19 protein-coding genes are annotated in these 18,442 nt (G+C 36.4%); 10 read left to right on the top strand and 9 right to left on the bottom strand.

Going from position 1 to position 18,442, the window contains the following annotated elements:
• Positions 1–2 precede the first annotated feature (2 nt).
• Positions 3–302, top strand: coding sequence for a hypothetical protein (locus tag V7164_RS17635; RefSeq protein WP_335354746.1), 300 nt, complete (start codon positions 3–5; stop codon positions 300–302).
• Positions 303–361: 59 nt separating this feature from the next.
• On the opposite strand, the gene V7164_RS17640 is transcribed toward V7164_RS17635, so the two are convergent.
• Together V7164_RS17640 and guaC are read right to left on the bottom strand one after the other, a co-directional pair.
• On the bottom strand, positions 362–2,071 hold the full coding sequence (locus V7164_RS17640; RefSeq protein ID WP_335354747.1) for an ABC transporter ATP-binding protein: 1,710 nt from the start codon (positions 2,069–2,071) through the stop codon (positions 362–364).
• Between the two features lie 194 nt (positions 2,072–2,265).
• Positions 2,266–3,249 carry a GMP reductase gene (guaC, locus tag V7164_RS17645; protein ID WP_335345891.1) on the bottom strand — a complete coding sequence of 328 codons (984 nt, stop codon included), beginning with the start codon at positions 3,247–3,249 and terminating at the stop codon, positions 2,266–2,268.
• Positions 3,250–3,608: 359 nt separating this feature from the next.
• On the opposite strand from guaC, the gene cyoE reads away from it, so the two are divergent.
• Complete coding sequence (cyoE, locus tag V7164_RS17650; RefSeq protein ID WP_335354748.1) at positions 3,609–4,511, top strand: heme o synthase; 903 nt, start codon at positions 3,609–3,611, stop codon at positions 4,509–4,511.
• 91 nt (positions 4,512–4,602) lie between these two features.
• Here cyoE and V7164_RS17655 read toward each other — a convergent pair whose 3' ends face one another.
• The 4 genes from V7164_RS17655 to V7164_RS17670 all read right to left on the bottom strand — a co-directional run bounded on the left by V7164_RS17655 (position 4,603) and on the right by V7164_RS17670 (position 10,631).
• On the bottom strand, positions 4,603–6,021 hold the full coding sequence (locus V7164_RS17655; protein WP_335354757.1) for a VWA domain-containing protein: 1,419 nt from the start codon (positions 6,019–6,021) through the stop codon (positions 4,603–4,605).
• 253 nt (positions 6,022–6,274) lie between these two features.
• Positions 6,275–7,720 (bottom strand): DEAD/DEAH box helicase, encoded by a 1,446-nt coding sequence (locus tag V7164_RS17660; protein ID WP_335354749.1) that lies wholly within the window; start codon positions 7,718–7,720, stop codon positions 6,275–6,277.
• Positions 7,721–8,142: 422 nt separating this feature from the next.
• Positions 8,143–9,387 (bottom strand): MFS transporter, encoded by a 1,245-nt coding sequence (locus V7164_RS17665; RefSeq protein ID WP_335347462.1) that lies wholly within the window; start codon positions 9,385–9,387, stop codon positions 8,143–8,145.
• Positions 9,388–9,806: 419 nt separating this feature from the next.
• Positions 9,807–10,631, bottom strand: a complete 825-nt coding sequence (locus V7164_RS17670; RefSeq protein WP_335347463.1) for an alpha/beta fold hydrolase — start codon at positions 10,629–10,631, stop codon at positions 9,807–9,809.
• Between the two features lie 268 nt (positions 10,632–10,899).
• Here V7164_RS17670 and uvsE (V7164_RS17675) point away from each other — a divergent pair, with 268 nt between their 5' ends.
• Together uvsE (V7164_RS17675) and uvsE (V7164_RS17680) are read left to right on the top strand one after the other, a co-directional pair.
• Positions 10,900–11,853: a UV DNA damage repair endonuclease UvsE gene (uvsE, locus tag V7164_RS17675; RefSeq protein ID WP_335347464.1), complete on the top strand. Its 954-nt coding sequence runs from the start codon at positions 10,900–10,902 to the stop codon at positions 11,851–11,853.
• A 53-nt stretch (positions 11,854–11,906) separates the two neighbouring features.
• Positions 11,907–12,872: a UV DNA damage repair endonuclease UvsE gene (uvsE, locus tag V7164_RS17680; RefSeq protein WP_335347465.1), complete on the top strand. Its 966-nt coding sequence runs from the start codon at positions 11,907–11,909 to the stop codon at positions 12,870–12,872.
• Between the two features lie 56 nt (positions 12,873–12,928).
• Here uvsE (V7164_RS17680) and V7164_RS17685 read toward each other — a convergent pair whose 3' ends face one another.
• Positions 12,929–13,354, bottom strand: coding sequence for a pyridoxamine 5'-phosphate oxidase family protein (locus V7164_RS17685; RefSeq protein ID WP_335347466.1), 426 nt, complete (start codon positions 13,352–13,354; stop codon positions 12,929–12,931).
• A 124-nt stretch (positions 13,355–13,478) separates the two neighbouring features.
• Between V7164_RS17685 and V7164_RS17690 the strand changes: the two genes are divergently transcribed.
• The gene (locus V7164_RS17690; protein ID WP_335347467.1) at positions 13,479–13,907 is read left to right on the top strand and encodes a ferritin-like domain-containing protein; all 429 of its coding nucleotides are present in this window, start codon (positions 13,479–13,481) and stop codon (positions 13,905–13,907) included.
• Between the two features lie 284 nt (positions 13,908–14,191).
• Here V7164_RS17690 and V7164_RS17695 read toward each other — a convergent pair whose 3' ends face one another.
• Positions 14,192–14,557 carry a carboxymuconolactone decarboxylase family protein gene (locus tag V7164_RS17695; protein ID WP_335347468.1) on the bottom strand — a complete coding sequence of 122 codons (366 nt, stop codon included), beginning with the start codon at positions 14,555–14,557 and terminating at the stop codon, positions 14,192–14,194.
• 157 nt (positions 14,558–14,714) lie between these two features.
• Between V7164_RS17695 and V7164_RS17700 the strand changes: the two genes are divergently transcribed.
• The 3 genes from V7164_RS17700 (at position 14,715) to V7164_RS17710 (ending at position 16,271) form a co-directional block, all read left to right on the top strand.
• Positions 14,715–14,966: a transcriptional regulator SplA domain-containing protein gene (locus V7164_RS17700; RefSeq protein WP_335347469.1), complete on the top strand. Its 252-nt coding sequence runs from the start codon at positions 14,715–14,717 to the stop codon at positions 14,964–14,966.
• Entirely contained in the window at positions 14,963–15,988 is a 1,026-nt protein-coding gene (splB, locus tag V7164_RS17705; RefSeq protein ID WP_335347470.1) for a spore photoproduct lyase, read from the top strand. Before V7164_RS17700 ends, splB begins: the two co-directional genes overlap by 4 nt.
• A gap of 109 nt (positions 15,989–16,097) precedes the next feature.
• Positions 16,098–16,271: an asparagine synthase gene (locus V7164_RS17710; RefSeq protein WP_066298548.1), complete on the top strand. Its 174-nt coding sequence runs from the start codon at positions 16,098–16,100 to the stop codon at positions 16,269–16,271.
• 75 nt (positions 16,272–16,346) lie between these two features.
• Here V7164_RS17710 and V7164_RS17715 read toward each other — a convergent pair whose 3' ends face one another.
• Entirely contained in the window at positions 16,347–16,811 is a 465-nt protein-coding gene (locus V7164_RS17715; RefSeq protein WP_335354750.1) for a PaaI family thioesterase, read from the bottom strand.
• A gap of 255 nt (positions 16,812–17,066) precedes the next feature.
• On the opposite strand from V7164_RS17715, the gene queF reads away from it, so the two are divergent.
• Both queF and V7164_RS17725 read left to right on the top strand, forming a co-directional pair.
• Positions 17,067–17,564 carry a preQ(1) synthase gene (queF, locus tag V7164_RS17720; protein WP_335354751.1) on the top strand — a complete coding sequence of 166 codons (498 nt, stop codon included), beginning with the start codon at positions 17,067–17,069 and terminating at the stop codon, positions 17,562–17,564.
• A 14-nt stretch (positions 17,565–17,578) separates the two neighbouring features.
• Complete coding sequence (locus tag V7164_RS17725) at positions 17,579–18,106, top strand: VUT family protein (RefSeq protein WP_335354752.1); 528 nt, start codon at positions 17,579–17,581, stop codon at positions 18,104–18,106.
• Positions 18,107–18,442 lie beyond the last annotated feature (336 nt).

The following is an 18,442-nucleotide window of genomic DNA, read 5'->3' on the forward strand; positions in this document are numbered from 1 at the left end:
TTATTAAATATGTTCATAAAAGCTATGAGAATAGGAACAATGTTTATTCAAATTCTGACAAATTGTATCAAATAAAACTTCTTGCAATTGAGTTTAAGTTCCAAATAATTGCAGAGGAACTACTAAGAATTAATCAGTTTTCATGGGATGAAAAGTACACTCACTATTTAGTGGATGAATTTCAGAAGGGGTTAAATATAATGGAGGAATATGTGAGAAAAAATTATGATGATTTATTCATCTTATCGGCCAGACTTTATACATTAAACAGCCATAGTCTATTAATTAGGAGTAAGAAGTAAAAAGCCTGACTTTAGCTGTGATAAGCGAGTCAGGCTTTTAAATTTATATGCTAATGCTCTCAACTAAATTGAGCCTGATGCAGCCTGCTGTATATTCCTTCAGATTCCAGCAGTTCTTGGTGGTTGCCTTGCTCGGCAATTCCATCTTTCGTTACAACGAGGATTCGATCAGCATTTTTAATGGTGGCCAATCTATGAGCAATAACTAGCGTGGTTCTGCCTTCAGTGAGTTCCTCCAATGACTTTTGAATCGCTGCCTCTGTTTCTGTGTCAAGGGCGGATGTAGCTTCATCCAAGATCAGAATTGGCGGATTTTTAAGGAACATCCGGGCAATGGCGAGCCTCTGCTTTTGTCCGCCGGAAAGCTTGACGCCCCTTTCACCAATAACCGTATCAAGGCCTTGAGGCTGACTTTGGATAAAGTCATTAAGCTTCGCTTTTTCAGCAGCGTCTAAGATTTCCTCATCAGTCGCATTCAATTTCCCATAGGCAATATTTTCGCGAATAGTACCAGAGAACAGAAATACATCCTGCTGGACAATCCCAATTTGGCTGCGCAAGGATGATAGCTTAATATCCCGAATATCTATATGATTTATAGATATAGAGCCTTCTTGAACCTCGTAAAATCGCGGAAGCAGGCTGCAGAGGGTTGTTTTTCCAGCACCAGACGGGCCAACAAAAGCAACAGTTTCTCCGGGTTGAATGGATAGATTAATATTATCGAGCACAGGTTGATTTCCTTCATAACCAAAAGAAACATTGTTGTATTGGATTGTTCCAGCGAGTTCCATCTCAACAGCATCCTCAGAATCTTCAATATCAGGCTCAGTGTCGATAATTTCTGTATATCGCTTAAATCCAGCAATTCCCTTCGGATAACTTTCAATAACAGCATTAATCTTTTGAATGGGGCCTATCAAAATATTCGATAACAAGATAAAAGCAACGAACTCCCCATAAGTTAATTCTTTAGAAATAACAAAAAACGTTCCAAATAATAGGGTAAAAAGAGTAATGGTTCTCATAAACAAATAATTAGCCATTACATTTTGCGCCATAATTTTATAGGATTGCAGCTTGGTTAGACGATAGTTTTCATTGTTTTCTTTAAACTTTTTCTGCTCATACTTTTCGTTAGCAAATGCTTGAACGACGCGAATACCTCCGATGCTGTCCTCTATTCGTGAATTAATTTCCGCTACATCCTGGAACATTCTTCGAAAGGTTCTTGTCATTTTTTTATTAAAATAAATCGCAAATATAATCAGAAGAGGGATGACGATAAAAGAAATAACCGCAAGCTTCCAGTTAATGCTGACCATCAAGATAAAAGAGCCAACAAGTGTCATGATGGCAACAAATACATCTTCTGGACCGTGATGGGCCACTTCCCCAATCTCCTCAAGATCCTTCGTTAGCCGAGAAATGCTATGCCCTGTCTTGTTGTTGTCATAATATCCAAATGAAAGCTTTTGCATATGCGTAAACAGCTTTTGGCGCATATCTGTTTCAATATTAATACCTAAATTATGGCCCCAATAAGTAACAATATAATGTAATCCTGTATTAAGAAGATAAATCAGAAGCAGTCCCGCACAGGCTAAAAGAATAATGCTCCAATTTCCTTCTGGGAGCAGCCGGTCAATGACCTGATTAACGGCTAAAGGAAATGCAAGCTCTAATATGCCGACAATAATTGCTGATACAAAATCAAGGATAAACAACCATTTATATGGCCGATAATAAGAAAAAAAGCGTAATAACAAATCAAAACCTCCAGAAAAAAATATACTGAGCAATATAGTCTGAATTGAAATTCATTCTCAATTATAAGTGTTATTTCCTTTTTATTCAATATAAATGCAGCTAATCTCGCTACTCATCCAATAATAAAAAATACCCTCATGTCAGAGGGTATACAAGTTTTGACCATTACGGGATAGAGGCCCCTTGGTTGCTATTAATAAACACGATCACCGTTAAATATAGAGTTCTTCACAATAACATAGTCAACATTGCGAATGGAGCTTAGTTTGCTTCCTCCAGAATAAGAAATGGAAGACTGGAGATCCTGCTCCATTTCCGTTAATGTCTCTTGTAAAGGACCTTTGTATTCAACAAACATTTTTTTGCCTTCTACATTTTTCTTTTCGCCTTTTTGGAATTCGGAAGCAGAACCGAAGTATTCCTTGTATAGTTTACCGTCTTTCTCGACCGTTTCACCTGGTGATTCTTCGTGGCCGGCAAATAAAGAGCCAATCATCACCATAGTGGCGCCAAATCTTACCGATTTTGCGATGTCTCCATGTGTACGAATGCCACCATCTGCGATAATAGGCTTGCTAGCTGCCTTTGCGCACCAGCGTAAAGCAGCTAATTGCCAGCCGCCAGTTCCAAAGCCAGTTTTGATCTTCGTGATACATACTTTACCTGGTCCAATCCCAACCTTTGTTGCGTCTGCACCAGCATTTTCTAATTCCCTTACTGCTTCTGGTGTACCAACATTTCCTGCGATCACAAAGCTGTTCGGCAAGTGTTTTTTAATATGTTGAATGATATTGATTACAGCATTAGAGTGGCCGTGCGCAATATCAATTGTGATGAATTCTGGGACAAGCTCAGCTTGTGCTAAATCTTCAATGAATCCATATTCCTCTTCCTTAACACCTACACTAATAGATGCAATTAATCCACGAGCCTTCATATCTTTAATAAAGGAAATTCGTTTTTCTGGATTAAAACGATGCATGATATAGAAGTAACCGTTTTCAGCCAAATAAATAGCAATCTTCTCATCGATAATTGTTTGCATATTTGCAGGAACGACAGGCAATTTAAATGTATGTCCTCCTAAAGTTACAGTTGTATCACATTCAGAACGGCTATTTACAACACATTTCGCCGGAATCAATTGAATATCTTCATAATCAAATACGTTTTCCATATTATACACCCCTAAAAACGAATATTAAAGCAAGGACACCTAATAAATGTTCGTCCATATAGTAATTTACATGATTGCCATTTGAATGTCAAAGTTTTTATTATTATTTGCTATGACATTAAAAAAATTAAAAAAACCTCTTTTTTTGATAGAGAAAAGTACGATAATTTCGCCGAATAGTCTAAGTAAGCATGCTTTTTAGCAAAATGTGTAGAATTTTGTATATAGAATTTCAATTTTATAAGCTATCTGTGTTAATATTAGATGGGCCTCTTTATAAAACTTATGAATTGGACATGCATGAATAAAGAGGATTTTGCTATCATTTTTTGAACTAAGTCATGGGGGGAGGATATAAGATGAGTACGGATAGAACACCTTCTCCGCAAAAGTCTTTCTTATCTGATCTAAGGTCACTTTTCAAAGCGAATGTATTAATAGCCAATGTTCTGCCGGTGTTTACCGGATTCTGGTTAGCACTGTACTTTTCAAATGAATCCTTTATGGAGCATATACCATTATTTATACTGATTATGGTTGGCAGTACATTAGTAATGGCAGGGGCACTTATTATTAATAATTGGTATGATGTGGATATTGATAGGGTAATGGATAGGACAAAAAATCGTCCGACCGTAACGGGCCATTTTACTTTAAAGACTGTTTTAATTATGGGGATTACCCTTTCCATATTAGGTTTCCTCATTCTCTTTTTTACAACTCTTGAAGCTGCCTTTTATGCATTTATCGGGTGGTTTACCTATGTCATTTTGTACACGATGTGGTCCAAACGAAAATTTACTCTGAATACAGTAATTGGAAGTATTTCGGGGGCGGTTTCTCCTTTAATTGGATGGGCAGCCATTGCGTCTAGCCTTCATATAATTCCAATTGTATTGTTTCTGATTTTATTTATTTTTCAAATGCCGCATACTTTTGCCATAGCCATGAGGAAGCATGATGAGTATAAAGCAGCTCGTGTAGCCATGCTGCCAGTTGTTCACGGCTTTTCTATGACGAAGCGGCAAATTCTTGTATATGTAGCATGTTTGCTGCCGCTGCCATTTTATTTAGCTCCGCTCGGTACAGTATTCCTAGTCGTTGCTACCTTGCTTAATATAGCATGGCTAGTGATTAGTATAAGGGGATTTTTTGTGAAGGATGACCAGAAATGGGCTCGGCTCATGTTTCTATATTCGGTTAATTATATTGCCATCTTGTATTTACTGATGGTTGTAGTAACCTTACCGATATTTGAATAACTCACTACATTTTTTAGTACAATTAAAAAGGGGAAACATGGCCAATCGTGAGCCGTGTTTCCCTTTTTTGCTTTTCAGAAAAATATTATTATCAGTGAATTTTGCTTGTTTCTCTAAGAATCAACCCATTACCAGAAGCAGCCCGAACCCAACCAGGATACTCGGCCATAAGCAAATCATATAACTCATGATCGGAAATCGTTTGTGGATCTTCCACACTGAAGAAGTTAGCATTATCCAAATATCGTCCTGTTAAGTTATCTAACTCCTCCAGGAAGGAAAAATCGGATTGAAACGCTCTAAAGAATCCTCTTGGCTTTGTCCCTTTATTGGATTTCCCGATCGCCATAAACTGCCAGAAGATTGGTTCGTAAGATGAGCTTTGAATATGGCTGATTGTTTCTTTTTCATCAAAGGTAGCACCATCCGTCACAAACATTACATAGACAGGTACGTCATTTGGCAAAGCACTATTCCGCCTCCCTGCTGAACCAAAGTAATGATTGCGGATTGTTTTCATGACCTTCCCATAGTACGTGCTGCCCTCTAATGGATATTGTCTAATTAACCGATTGACAAAGCCATTAAAGTTATCAATCGTCAATTCTCCAGCATCATGAGCTTTTGCCCCAAATAAGAAAATATCAATGGAGCCATCATCATCAAAGCGCGTACCGAGTGCTAATATCCTTTCTGCAAATTCTTGGATTTTTCCGGAGCGGTACAGATTTGCCATTGAGCCTGATATGTCTAAGCAAAGTGCAACCTTGGCTTGATGGTTTTGTAAGCCAACCTTTTGTAAGCTGACTGTTGCTTTTTTGGAAAGGTCCAAAATTTTTGGTGCCTGCTGCTCCATCTTCTTTTCTAACATAATTCTTTTAGTATTGATCGGCTGAGGGGGAGGAGTTGGTGCTGCTTGTGTAACTGGCGAAGGTGAAGGCTGCTGTGGGCTCTCCTCAGCCACTTCACCGCCAAAATCCTTCAATAAGGCAGCTAGTCCACCATCAAAGCCTCGACCAACAGAAGAAACCCTCCAAAGCGATTTATAATAGATTTCCGATATAATAACTGCTTTTTCATTGCTGAAATCGGATCCTTGAAAAGAATATTCCATGATTGGCTGTCCATTTGCTTTTACGACAAAAGATCCGGAAGAAATCATCCCCATTGTTCCATTTCCGTCAATGGTTGCTGTAAAGACTAAATATTGAGAAGTGGGTGGCAGCTTGGATAAATCGATTAAAAAAGTTCCGCTGCCGCTGTTATGGGATTGCAGCTGAATTTCATTTAAAGGTGAATGAAGCTGGTTATAGAAGATCATATATCGGTCATCGGCAATTTTTTTGTTTTCGTTTAACCCAAAGCACGTAATGTCAACTTCAAAACCGGACGCAACGTTTATTTCGACCTGAAGCTGAGTGGAAGGGGTGAAATCGGACAATTTAACCTTTTCTCCACGAATTAAAGATTTGATAAGTGCTCCTCCTTTAAGTAATGGTATTATTTGTATTGTATAATAAAATCGTTCACCATGAACGCTGTTTTTATTGGAAACCACCGAAACTTTCGTCATGAGGCTTCAGAGTACGCTTTTACATAAGAGTTCACACAAATCGCTCGTCATGACCACCTCTGAAAAGGGAAAAAGTATTTGGATGATGCAATGTGGAATGAAATTACATGGGAGGAAATAAATGGAGGTTTCTTATAGAATAGATAAAGGACAATTATTTGTGTTTATAATCGTCCTTTATGTTTTTTAATTATTTAATTGCTTTACTAACTTTTAATTTCTTTCCTTTGACTGTTGTATTCTCCATTGCTTGTAAAACTAGTGAGCCTTTTCCGTTAAGAATATCAACATATGACAGATGATCCTTGACCGTAATAATTCCAATATCATTTGCTGTGACTCCAGGGATTTTTGCAATCGTTCCAACAAAATCTACCGCTCTAAGCTTCTTTTTCTTCCCACCATTAAAGTACAACTTCATGATTTGCTTGTTTAATTTTTCACTTTTTGCTTTTTTAATGGTTGGTTCAACATTCATTTTTGCTTCAAAGAAAGGTTTCTTATCTGAAACTTCCTCTTTTGAAGGAGCGACCATTTTCGGAATCTCAAAACCAATGTATTCTTCAATTTCACTTAAAAACCGATCTTCAAAAGGTGTAACAAAAGTGATGGCTTTCCCCTTTTGACCCGCTCGTCCTGTTCTTCCCGTACGATGGACATAGCTTTCTTTCTCTAATGGAAGGTCATAGTTGATGACATGTGTAATATTATCAATATCAATCCCTCTAGCGGCTACATCCGTAGCAATCAAATAGCGAAATTCTCCTCTTCTAAAGTCATTCATCACGTCAAGCCGATCCTCTTGTATCATGCCGCCATGGATTTTATCACAGCTATAACCTAAATCCACTAACTGATCACACACAGTATCTACTCGATCTTTTGTTCGACAGAAGATGATGCAACTATCTGGATTTTCAACTATCGTCACATCTTTAAGCATAGAAAATTTATCGTCTTCTGCCACTTCAAAAAGAGAATGATCAATTGTATCAGTCGTGAGTCCCGTCGCTTTAATTTCAATATCGATAGGTGTTTTCATATAGTTAAGTGAGAGGTTTTTGACCTCCTCTGGTAAAGTAGCTGAAAATAGCATTGTCACTCGTTTTCGAGGTAACTCCTTGATGATGGCTTCTACTTGTTCAATAAACCCCATGTTTAACATCTCGTCAGCTTCATCAATAACAAGGTAGTGAATCTGATCTAAGGCCAGAGTACCTCTTTCAATATGATCTAACACACGGCCTGGAGTACCGACAACTACATGTGTTTTTTGCTTTAATTCTGTTTTTTGGATGGCAAAAGGTTGTTTTCCATAAACAGCTGTTGCTTTTATCCGTTTAAATCTGCCTATGTTTATGAAATCCTCTTTCACTTGCACAGCAAGTTCTCTCGTTGGTGTCAAAATTAGCGCTTGTGGTTTATTTTCCTTCCAATCAATTAATTCACAAATGGGAATCCCGTATGAAGCTGTCTTCCCACTTCCTGTTTGTGATTTCACGACAAGATCCATTTTCTCTAACACAAGAGGGATAACCTTACTTTGAACGGCTGTTGGATTTAAATTTTCTAAACTATCCAGCGCGTTTACTATTTCATCACTTAATTTATAATCTTTAAAACTTTCTTTACACATAACTAAGCCTCTTTTTATTTTGGATTATTTACCTTATTATTTCCGCCAAGTTTTTTACCCTATTCAACCTACCATTATACGCGAACTTCACCTTGTAAATAAGTCAGTGCTTGAATTAATAAAAAATGACCTGCCCTTTGGGCAAGTCAAGTGCTGCCTACTTCAAGAGACCGGCTAGCTCCTGAAATTTTGGGGTAATTATAAAAAGTGACTCTCTTTTTCCATAAGTTTGGACGATCTCGTTTGTAAAAAATACAAGGTGATTGTTTAATATACTCAACCTCTGTTTGGATAAAAACGGAAGTCGTATTCCTATTTGCAGAAAAACAAACCTTATGGTGTAAATATTGTTATTAAATTGTGGAGGTAAAATAGAAAAAGGAACAAACCCTATTGGATCCGTTCCTCTATCACTGTTTAATTTATGATTCTTTCATTGCAGGTTTCCCCGCTTCGATTAATACTTTGTTTCTGCCTAAAAGAATCGCTAAAATAATAATGAATACACCGGTTCCTATTAGTAGCCATTCAATTTTGATTATATCTGCGATTGGGCCGAATATTAGCATTCCGAGCGGCATCATCGAGGTTGAGATCATTCCCATTACGCCAAAAACTCTGCCTAAATAATCTTCATCGACTTTCTCCTGTAACAAAACGGTAGCTGGTGTATTAAAAATTGGCATGGCAATTCCGAATATAGCCATGAAAACTAAATAAATCCAAAAAATCGGAACGATGCCAAGTGCGAATGTACAGACTCCCATAATCACACTTGCCAATCCCAATGTCTTCATTTTATTTGGAAAGCCTCCCCAAGAAGCAATGATTCCTCCACCTACCATCATACCAATGGAAAAGGCTATTTCAATTGCGGTTAGTCGCCACACATCATTGCCAAAGCTACGTGTCACTTGTAGTGGAGTCAAAAATGCTGCAGGTGCCATCAAGACAAAGAAGACGGCAAAGAATAAGAAAAAATTCTTCAGAAACTCATGGTTATTCACATATTGTAAGCCTAGTTTAAAGTCGCTCATATAGCTTGTTGTTTGTTTTTCCGCCGCCTTCTCATGTACAGAAATTTTTAAAAAGGCAAGAAGTGTCACAATCGCAATCGCTGCCGTAATGACATCGATAAAAAATATGATTTCAATCGAAGTCATTGCCAGTAGAGCTGCACTGACCATTGGAGATACGAACATAATAACGGCTTGAATACTTCCATTTGCTCCGTTTACTTTAGTCAGCTTATCCTTTGGAACAATTTGCGGTAAGATCGCCCCAACAGCAGGTGTTTGTATTCCTGTACCAAAAGCCCGAACTGCCGCCATCAAAAATAACAGCCATATGTCATCAAATCCCATTAAAAAGAGAATAGCAAGAATGAGTGTAGCTATGGCGATGAGTCCATCCGCTAAAATAATCAGCATTTTACGGTTGTAGCGATCCGCCCAAACCCCCGCAATCGGAGATAAAAGAAAAGTCGGAATAAAACCGCAAATGATATACAGCGTCATCATCACACCAGATTCCGTCGTAAGCGTTATATGCCACATGATTGCATATTGAACCAGGGACGATCCAAAAAGTGAGATTGTTTGGCTGCTTAAAAATAGAATAATATTCTTTAACCAATTCTCCTTAAGATTGTTATTTTCTGTATTCATTGATTAACATCCCATTTCTTTAAAATTTATTAAATAAGCTTCCCACATTCATGCGCCCATACCGATCTAATTATTTTTAAAGACAACAAAAAAAGAGGGAGACTTATCCCCTCTTTTAAAATAACCGTTAAATATAGGTTCCCTTAAAAATAGACAGACCAATCCCGTTGCTCTGAACATAGGCAGAGCCTTCATACGTATTTAATTAACGAATGAAAAATGGGAATCTTAATCTCATTGATGCTGTCACAAGGAAAACCTCCACTTCTAAAAAGTCGATAATATTATAACAAAGTTGCTTCATTAATTCAATTATTCTTGTGAGTCAAGAAATTAAGGGCAAACTCAGTGTCTCCCTAATATCCTGTTAACATACGATAAAATTTCGGGAAGTCACTGTGACTTTTTATTATACACATTTAGTCATTCTTATTAATAAAATCGTTAACAATCTCATTGAACTTTTCACTATACTCCCAAAACATCATGTGTCCACCAAGAACTTCTATTTTTGTTTCCGGTGTCATTCGTTCTATATAATTAACTGCATGATCAGCCCAATGCTCTGCTACAACGGCTAATGTGGGAACAGTTTGGCTTGCTTTTCTCGCTTCTTCTCGATAATCAGAAAACATTCCTGAAGCAAACAAATTGCCTGCAATATAATGTGGAGTTTTTAAAGACTGTTCAACTAGCCAGGATAATTCCTCTTCATCAAGTTCTCTTTGCACCATTACTTGAGTTATGTAACTAGTAATGAACTCCCTTTGTCCGCTTGAATTTCGTAAATACGTATTATAAATTGCTGAAATATCATCTAGTGGTCCTTCAACCCAATCATCATCTTTTGTTGATAAAGATTTAGGCGGCATGTCTACAAGGATTAGTGATTTGATATTATCAAAACCATTTTGCTTAATATACTCCCAAACTGTCAAACAACCAAAAGACCATCCTAAAAGAGTAGCATTTTTAACATCTAACGCCTGAAGTACCGCATTTAAATCTGATCCATGGGAGACATAATCATTTCCATGAATGGCTATAGTCGATCTGCCATGACTTCTTGGATCAATAACGATAACTCGATTCGTCCTTGAGAAATATTCTACCTGTTTAGAAAAAACTTCTGTTGTAAACGTAAACCCCGGGATGAACACGATAGGTTCTCCACTGCCTGCTTCTTGAACAAACAACTCTACTCCAGAATCAACTTCAATGTATTTTCCATTTATAAATGACATACTCTTACTTCACTCCTAGTTTTTACCTACTATATTCTAATCTATGACGCTTAATTCCATTTTTGAATGGCCTCACATTTGAAAATTAGGAGATTTATCCGACTGATTTTTAAAAAGGAAAATTCTTTTCAGCTCCAATTTCAAAACACTTATGATTTCTTCCATTCTTATTTTCCGTATACAGAAATAGATTATTGCAGAAAATAAAATAAATAACCTATTTAAAATAGACTTCTAGTCAAAGTATAAAGCCAAGGGGAAAAAGCAAATGAAGATTCGGTTCGGCTATGTAGCAAATGCATTGGGCTTATGGGATGCAAGTCCATCAAAAACTGTAACTTTTGCACGATATTCAACACTTCCTAAAGACGAACGAATGGAAAAGCTGAAATCTATTACAGCACAAAATTTACATCACACGAAAAGAATTTTGCATTATAATATCGCGCATGAAATCGAATTATATCGATTCTCGAGCTCACTTGTCCCTTTAGCAACCCATCCTGAAGTGATGTGGGATTTCATTACCCCATTCAAAAATGAATGGAAAGAACTTGGAAGTCTATTACAACAATTTAAACTCAGATTAAGCTTTCACCCAAATCAATTTACACTTTTCACAAGCCCAAGAGAAGAAGTAACGATGAATGCAGTAAAAGATATGGAATATCATTTTAAGATGCTGGGAGCCATGAATGCTTTGAATACGGGATTAATTAATATTCATATCGGCGGAGCCTATGGGGATAAAACTGAGTCATTAAATCGCTTCCATCAAAATCTTAAAAAATTGCCAGAGGAAATTAAGAAGGTTATGACGCTAGAGAATGATGATAAAACGTATAATATTCAGGAAACACTCCTTACTTGTGAAAAGGAAAACATCCCAATGGTACTCGATTATCATCACTATATGGCGAATAGCGAAGAAAGTGACCTCCCACTTTATTTAAACCGTATATTTAACACTTGGAATCGTTCTAATATTGTACCGAAAGTCCACATTTCTTCCCCAAAGTCTGATCAAGCCTATCGTTCCCATGCTGATTTTGTTTCTATAGACTTTGTCCTTCCCTTCTTTAAGATGGCAAAGGAGTTGAATCAAGACTTCGACATAATGATAGAAGCAAAACAAAAGAATCTTGCCATGCAGAGACTTGTTGAAAAAATAGCTGCCATTCGGGGAGTCAAACGTATTTCAAGTGCAGCGGTGGAATGGTAACCGTAATGAAACAGGAAAAAACTATCGCCATAATTTTTGATGAGGTGGAATAAATGACGATTGTACGTCTAGGTTATGTCGCAATGAGTATGGAACTTAAAAATGCATCCCCATCAAAAACAATGACTTTTGCCCAATTCCAGAAAATTGATGACCGGGAAGCAGCCATTCGTAAATTAGAACGAATTGCACTTTTGAATTTGCACAATACTCTAAGACTGTTAAAACATAATGCCGCGTCTGACATTCATTTTTATCGACTAACCTCTCGCCTTATTCCTTTAGCCAACCACGAAGAGCTTCTTGATTGGAATTATTTAAAACCGCTAAGAGAGCCACTTCGTGAGATTGGAGATTTCGCAAAAAAACATAAGATACGAGTTGATTTTCATCCGGACCACTTTGTTCTCATTAATGCAAAAGAGAAGCACATCTTGAAAAATTCAATAAGTACCTTAAAGCTGCATTACTTATTATTAAAGGCAATGGGGATTGACCCGACTCATCGGTGTGTCATGCATGTTGGCGGTAATTATAAAGAAACCGACATGTCACTTGAACGTTTTATCGATAATTGGATGGACGTCCCAAAAAAGATTCAAAAAATGATCATGCTTGAAAATGATGATACTTCTTTTACATTAGAAAATACACTTTACTTATGTGAAAAACTAAACATCCCTCTAGTTTTCGATTATCATCATCATCTTGCCTATCACCAAGATCCCAATTGGGAAATCAACTGGGATAGAGTTGTACAGACATGGAAGCATTCACCGCTCCCAATAAAAATGCATATATCAAGTCCAAAAAGTGATAAAGCCTTTCGCCATCATTCTGATTATGTAGATATCGATATGTTTTTTAGATTCCTTAACGTAATACGAGGCAGTGTTCCGCAAATTGATTGTATGATTGAGGCTAAGAGGAAAGATGAGGCGCTTTTTAAATTAATGGATGAAGTCAAATCAAGGAATGACGTTGAAATGATTGATGGCTCTTCTTTCTCTTTAATGTAATAGAAAGAAGAGCTAATTTGAAAAGCATTGATTTATATGGAGTCAGACTAGTTACCTCAATATCCTAAAGTAAGTTCTTGGGGTGGCTCACCATCCATATTTAGTATACGAACAGTTTCAGGTTGCACCTGAAGAAACACGTAATTTGGATCTTCTGGACTGTCAAACCATTTTTTATATGAATCATCCCAATATTGGTTTTTCAATTCTTGTGAATCATTAATGGCAGCTGTACCAGTAATTTCAACATAGGCATCACTTTGCCCATTCTCTTCATAACCTAACAATACCGAAACAGCAGGGTTTTTTTCGATTTCCTCTACTTTCTCGGTATCCTTTTTTGTTGGTGTATATAACGTTAAATGGTTATTATAGAACGTCATATATCGTGAATGGGGCTTATTATTTTCAACCGATGACAAGATGCCTGTTCTATGATCGGATATAATTTTCAGCACTTTTTCTTTTAAATCTTTACTCATTGGTTGATACTCCTTTATTAAGTCATTTTGAATTTCCTTCTTATCATTTCCAAAAACAAAAATTTCACAAGCTGGATAACCTGCAATATATAGAAGAAAATAAACAGAAAAGGAGTGAATTTAAATGAAAGTTAACAATGTAATAGATACTTTAAATAAATTTCTGAAGGGGCAATACATGGGGATCCATGCTTATGAACACCATATACAAAAATTAAAAGACCCTTACATAAAAAGTGAATTTCAAAGAATTCAACAAGATCATAAGAACCATGCCCTTAAAGTTGCGGAAAGAATTCAAAACCTCGGAGGTACGCCAGTAGATGATGAAGGGGTTATTGGTTCTATTCAAGGCTTTATTAGCCAATTTAAGATTCCTGATACTTCCTCAGGTATTATCAAAAGTGCTTTAACAGGAGAAGATTATTATGGGATTCAAATATCTGAAGAAATTGTAAGAGGGGATCTAGACCCAGAAAGCCATCAATTGATTGAGGAAGTGCTAAACAAAGATAGGCAGCATGTAGATTTTTTAAATCGTCTTTTGCAATAATTTTATAACTGTTTTTAGATTACCATTCTGCTATCGTGCTTTTATCATATTTTAATGAGTTAAAAGTTCTGCAACTAAATATAGAAACGGAATGTTCATTATACGCAACAATGAAGTTAGCAAAACGGCAATGAAGTTGGTACGGATATTGCAGCAAACGGGGTATTTAATGGTATGAAATAAAATACCTAGATGGTTATTCAAACAAAAAAGATGAAACCTTTACGGTTTCACCTTAAATAAATCACAATCGTTATCTGACAGTAAATATGGATTAAACCCTTTTACTGTTTCAATTGACTCATCTCATTTATACATTCCTGAACAAGAGTAACCCCTTGACTCAAAGAAGCTCCTCCACCAAATGCCGCTGTCACACCTATAGCTTCAAGAATTTCCTGCTCCGAGCATCCCTGATCAAGACATCCTTTTGTGTGATAGATAATACAATACTCATCCTGAGCATGGATACTAATTCCTAATGCGATTAACTGTTTTTGTTTTTGAGATAATGCTCCTTCTTTAAAACATTCTTCAGTGAATGCATTAAACTGACTTACAAATTCGGGCATTTTTTCGGCAAACATACCTAGCCCTTCTTTATAATTGATGAGTGCATTTTCAGTAGAGTTTCTAGATTTCATTTCCAAATGACATTCAACTCCTTCATATTATGTAAATCAAAATTATTATGAGCAAACTATAAATTATTTACTCCCTGTTCATCCCTTTCCATAATTAAGAAATCATAATTTGTCAGAACGAATGGCAGAATCTTAATAGGACTAATAAAACGAAGGTGATAGAATGGAAAACCAAAATTATCAGGCTGGAGATATTGTTTATGTTTTTTATCGTAATCCCCATACCCAAGATGTAGCGAATGTTCAAGCAGCAGCAGTAGTCAATAACCCTGAAAATGCGAATGAATTAGCCTTGTTTTTATATGAAACATATTATCCGCTATCAAATGAAATTGCTGTTTATTCTACAGAACAAGAGGCAAACCAGGCCTATCATTATTATTACGGATATGATTCAGAGGGGATATTGGAATGAAACCATTTACACCCAAACTTGTTTATTTTGAACCTGATGCATTAGATTATCCTTTAGGAAAAGAACTACATGAGAAATTTAAAAAGATGGATATCGAGATTCGGCATACCACTTCCCACAATCAAGTAAGAAATCTCCCCGGTGATAACGAATTTCAAAGATACCGGGTGGCCAAGTCTACACTAGTTGTTGGTATTAGAAAAACCCTTAAATTTGACAACTCGAAGCCTTCGGCAGAGTATGCTATTCCTTTTGCAACTGGCTGCATGGGTCACTGTCATTATTGCTACTTACAAACGACGATGGGAAGTAAGCCGTATATCCGTACATATGTTAATGTAGAGGAAATTCTTGAGGCTGCCGACAAATATATGGAGGAGCGCGCTCCAGAAATAACAAGATTTGAAGCCTCTTGTACATCCGATATTGTAGGAATTGATCATTTGACCCATACTCTTAAAAGAGCCATTGAGCATTTTGGAAAATCGGAATACGGCAAATTAAGATTTGTTACAAAATTTCACCATGTAGATCACTTACTTGATGCTAAACATAACGGAAAAACAAGATTTCGTTTTAGTGTGAATGCAGATTACATCATTAAAAACTTTGAGCCGGGGACTTCTCCCTTAGAAAAAAGAATTGAAGCTGCCGGAAAAGTGGCAAGAGCTGGGTATCCACTTGGATTTATAGTAGCACCTATCTATCTTCATGAAGGATGGGAGGATGGATACTTTCATATGTTTGAGCGTTTGGATGCTGAATTACCTCCTGAAGCAAAGAAAGATCTTACCTTTGAATTTATACAGCATCGTTTTACAAAACCGGCAAAGAGAGTAATTGAAAAAAACTACCCTATGACAAAGTTAGAATTAGATGAAGAAAAAAGGAGATATAAATGGGGTAAATATGGAATAGGAAAATATATTTATCAAAAAGAAGAAGAAGAGGATATAAAAAAACATCTTTACACTTATATGGAAAAGTTTTTCCCCGAAGCAAAATTAGAATATTTTACTTAAAAGGAAGTTGCCTTCCAATGGCATTGGAGATAGCATAATTACACTAATAAAGGCAACAATAATGGTGGTGATTAAACACCAACTAAATGCGATGTAGGGGGATATTACTATGAATATTCGTGAAGGAATTATTCCGACTGCATTAGGTACAGCTGTTACTGCTACCGGTTACGCTTTAAAACAAAAACGAGGTTCAAATAAGATGATTGCAAATACCGTTTTTGGATTTGGCTTAGCACACATAGTATTAGGCGTAATAGACCTTGCCCAGCATCGTCGTTGAGAATTAAAGGAGGATGAGCTATTTTTTAGACTCGCCTCCTTTTAGCTATTAATGGCAAATGATTTTTTGATGCTACTAATCTTGTTCATCAAGATTAATAAAATAATGGTCTTTACGGTAAGATACTGCTTCCATCGTTGCTATCAAATTGCTCTTAGGATAAATGTCGATCCGATAGAAACCAGTACGATAGTTTCGTTTAACCTCTTTTGCACTGGCTACGATCGTGTCGCCAGGCATGGCTGATTCAATAAATTGGATTGTCGTTGAAAGTCCTAAAAGTCCTAACGATGTTTTTCCATATGCATTACAGGCTACCGAAAAAGCATGATCTGCCAAAGCATAAATAACGGCCCCATGAACAGTTCCATATGCATTTACCATATGGTTTTGCATTTCTAGCGTTGCCTCTGCAAAACCAGCCTCAAATTTTGTTAACTTAATGCCTAAGGATTGAGCAAATGGATCGCTTATCACTTGATTATAAATTTGTTCGTAGTGCTTCTCATAAATTTGGTGCTCATCAATTTTCTTCTTCACTTTTTCCTGCCCCCTTTTATTATTTTCTCCCATCACCAGATAGAGGGAATTATCTATTGACACTTACTTTGTCTTTCCTTTATAGTATCCTTATCAATTAAATAAAGAAACCCGTTTGAACGGGAGAGGTTCATAGCAGAAACCCTCTATAAAAAACTATGGTGTAAACCATATCCGCAAATAGATATGGCTTTTTTTATTGGTTTAATTCTGCTGGCCTCCCTGTCCATTCGGGACAAATAGGAGGATTTTTTTATGCCTGGACGTCAAGATCATGAATTAGAAGATATTACCTTACTAGGAAATCAAGGGACAAAATATTTGTTCGAATATTCCCCTGAGATTTTAGAGGCCTTTGGTAATAAACATCCATATCGTGATTATTTTGTAAAATTTAATTGTCCTGAGTTTACTAGTCTTTGTCCAATAACTGGTCAGCCTGATTTTGCAACGATTTATATTAGTTATATCCCTGAACAAAAGATGGTGGAGAGTAAATCTTTAAAACTATATTTATTTAGTTTTCGGAATCATGGCGATTTTCATGAAGATTGCATGAATATTATTATGAACGATTTAATTAAATTAATGGATCCAAAATATATTGAAGTTTGGGGCAAGTTTACGCCTAGGGGCGGAATTTCAATTGACCCTTATACAAACTACGGCCGGCCAAACACAAAATATGAACAAATGGCAGAATATCGATTGATGAATCATGATTTATATCCCGAAAAAGTTGATAATAGATAAGGAGTGAAAATAACATGAGATTAGTCATCTATTTATTTGCGATCGTTTTGGCAAACGTTGTTACTGCCAAATTTGCACCGCTTGAAGCTGGCATTTTTCTAATTCCGATGGGTTCATTTCTAATTGGGGCAACATTTATTTTTCGGGATCTTGTTCAAAATAAATATGGAAGAAAGAAAACTTATCTTTTTATTTGTTTAGCATTAATTCTATCAGCCATTTCTAGTTATCTGCTTGGAGATACGTTGTGGATTGTTTTTGCAAGTGCGATAAGCTTCGCTGTTTCGGAAACGACTGATACGGAGATTTATTCAAGATTAAATTTACCGATGCACTTACGCGTTTTGTATAGCGGCGTGATTGGTGGAATATTAGACTCAGCGATTTTTGTCGTTGTCGGGTTGTCACCAATTGGTGCAAATATTTTACCATGGAATGTGATTTGGATGGCGATATTAGGCCAGATCATTGTAAAAGTGATCATGCAGTTTCTTGGGGTATTGGTGCTGCAGTTGGCAAGTGTTAAGAAAGAAATTATTTAATAACTGAGTCCATTTCATAATTACATTAATTAGCCATAATACAATTATATACGGTTTAATCCAACAATAACTTGTATCCACAGACTAAATCTATTAGGTACCTCCAACAAATCGCGTATATCTAAACTTCGATGTGAGAACTATTGTAAAATCAATGGTTCTCACATTATTTACATATATTCAATGTACAATTGATTTAAATAAAGTAGGTTCATTAATAATGTAGTGTTAAATTAACGCTTCTCGGTCTCGGAAATATAATTAATTGTTTAAATACTTTATTTCTCTTTTTGAAGTATATCAAAGTCTTGCTTTAACAATGAATACATATATAAA

The organism is Bacillus sp. JJ1474 (assembly GCF_036965225.1).
Lineage (GTDB): Bacteria > Bacillota > Bacilli > Bacillales > Cytobacillaceae > Cytobacillus.

What these genes read in the sequence shown, in the direction of transcription:
- V7164_RS17685 (WP_335347466.1), bottom strand. Translation starts at nt 13,354, where the DNA reads ATGAGTAAAGATTTAAAAGAAAAAGTGCTGAAAATTATATCCGATCAT.
- V7164_RS17700 (WP_335347469.1), top strand. Translation starts at nt 14,715, where the DNA reads ATGGAAAACCAAAATTATCAGGCTGGAGATATTGTTTATGTTTTTTAT.
- splB (WP_335347470.1), top strand. Translation starts at nt 14,963, where the DNA reads ATGAAACCATTTACACCCAAACTTGTTTATTTTGAACCTGATGCATTA.
- V7164_RS17690 (WP_335347467.1), top strand. Translation starts at nt 13,479, where the DNA reads ATGAAAGTTAACAATGTAATAGATACTTTAAATAAATTTCTGAAGGGG.
- queF (WP_335354751.1), top strand. Translation starts at nt 17,067, where the DNA reads ATGCCTGGACGTCAAGATCATGAATTAGAAGATATTACCTTACTAGGA.
- cyoE (WP_335354748.1), top strand. Translation starts at nt 3,609, where the DNA reads ATGAGTACGGATAGAACACCTTCTCCGCAAAAGTCTTTCTTATCTGAT.
- uvsE (WP_335347464.1), top strand. Translation starts at nt 10,900, where the DNA reads ATGAAGATTCGGTTCGGCTATGTAGCAAATGCATTGGGCTTATGGGAT.
- V7164_RS17660 (WP_335354749.1), bottom strand. Translation starts at nt 7,720, where the DNA reads ATGTGTAAAGAAAGTTTTAAAGATTATAAATTAAGTGATGAAATAGTA.
- V7164_RS17725 (WP_335354752.1), top strand. Translation starts at nt 17,579, where the DNA reads ATGAGATTAGTCATCTATTTATTTGCGATCGTTTTGGCAAACGTTGTT.
- V7164_RS17670 (WP_335347463.1), bottom strand. Translation starts at nt 10,631, where the DNA reads ATGTCATTTATAAATGGAAAATACATTGAAGTTGATTCTGGAGTAGAG.
- uvsE (WP_335347465.1), top strand. Translation starts at nt 11,907, where the DNA reads ATGACGATTGTACGTCTAGGTTATGTCGCAATGAGTATGGAACTTAAA.
- V7164_RS17710 (WP_066298548.1), top strand. Translation starts at nt 16,098, where the DNA reads ATGAATATTCGTGAAGGAATTATTCCGACTGCATTAGGTACAGCTGTT.
- guaC (WP_335345891.1), bottom strand. Translation starts at nt 3,249, where the DNA reads ATGGAAAACGTATTTGATTATGAAGATATTCAATTGATTCCGGCGAAA.
- V7164_RS17665 (WP_335347462.1), bottom strand. Translation starts at nt 9,387, where the DNA reads ATGAATACAGAAAATAACAATCTTAAGGAGAATTGGTTAAAGAATATT.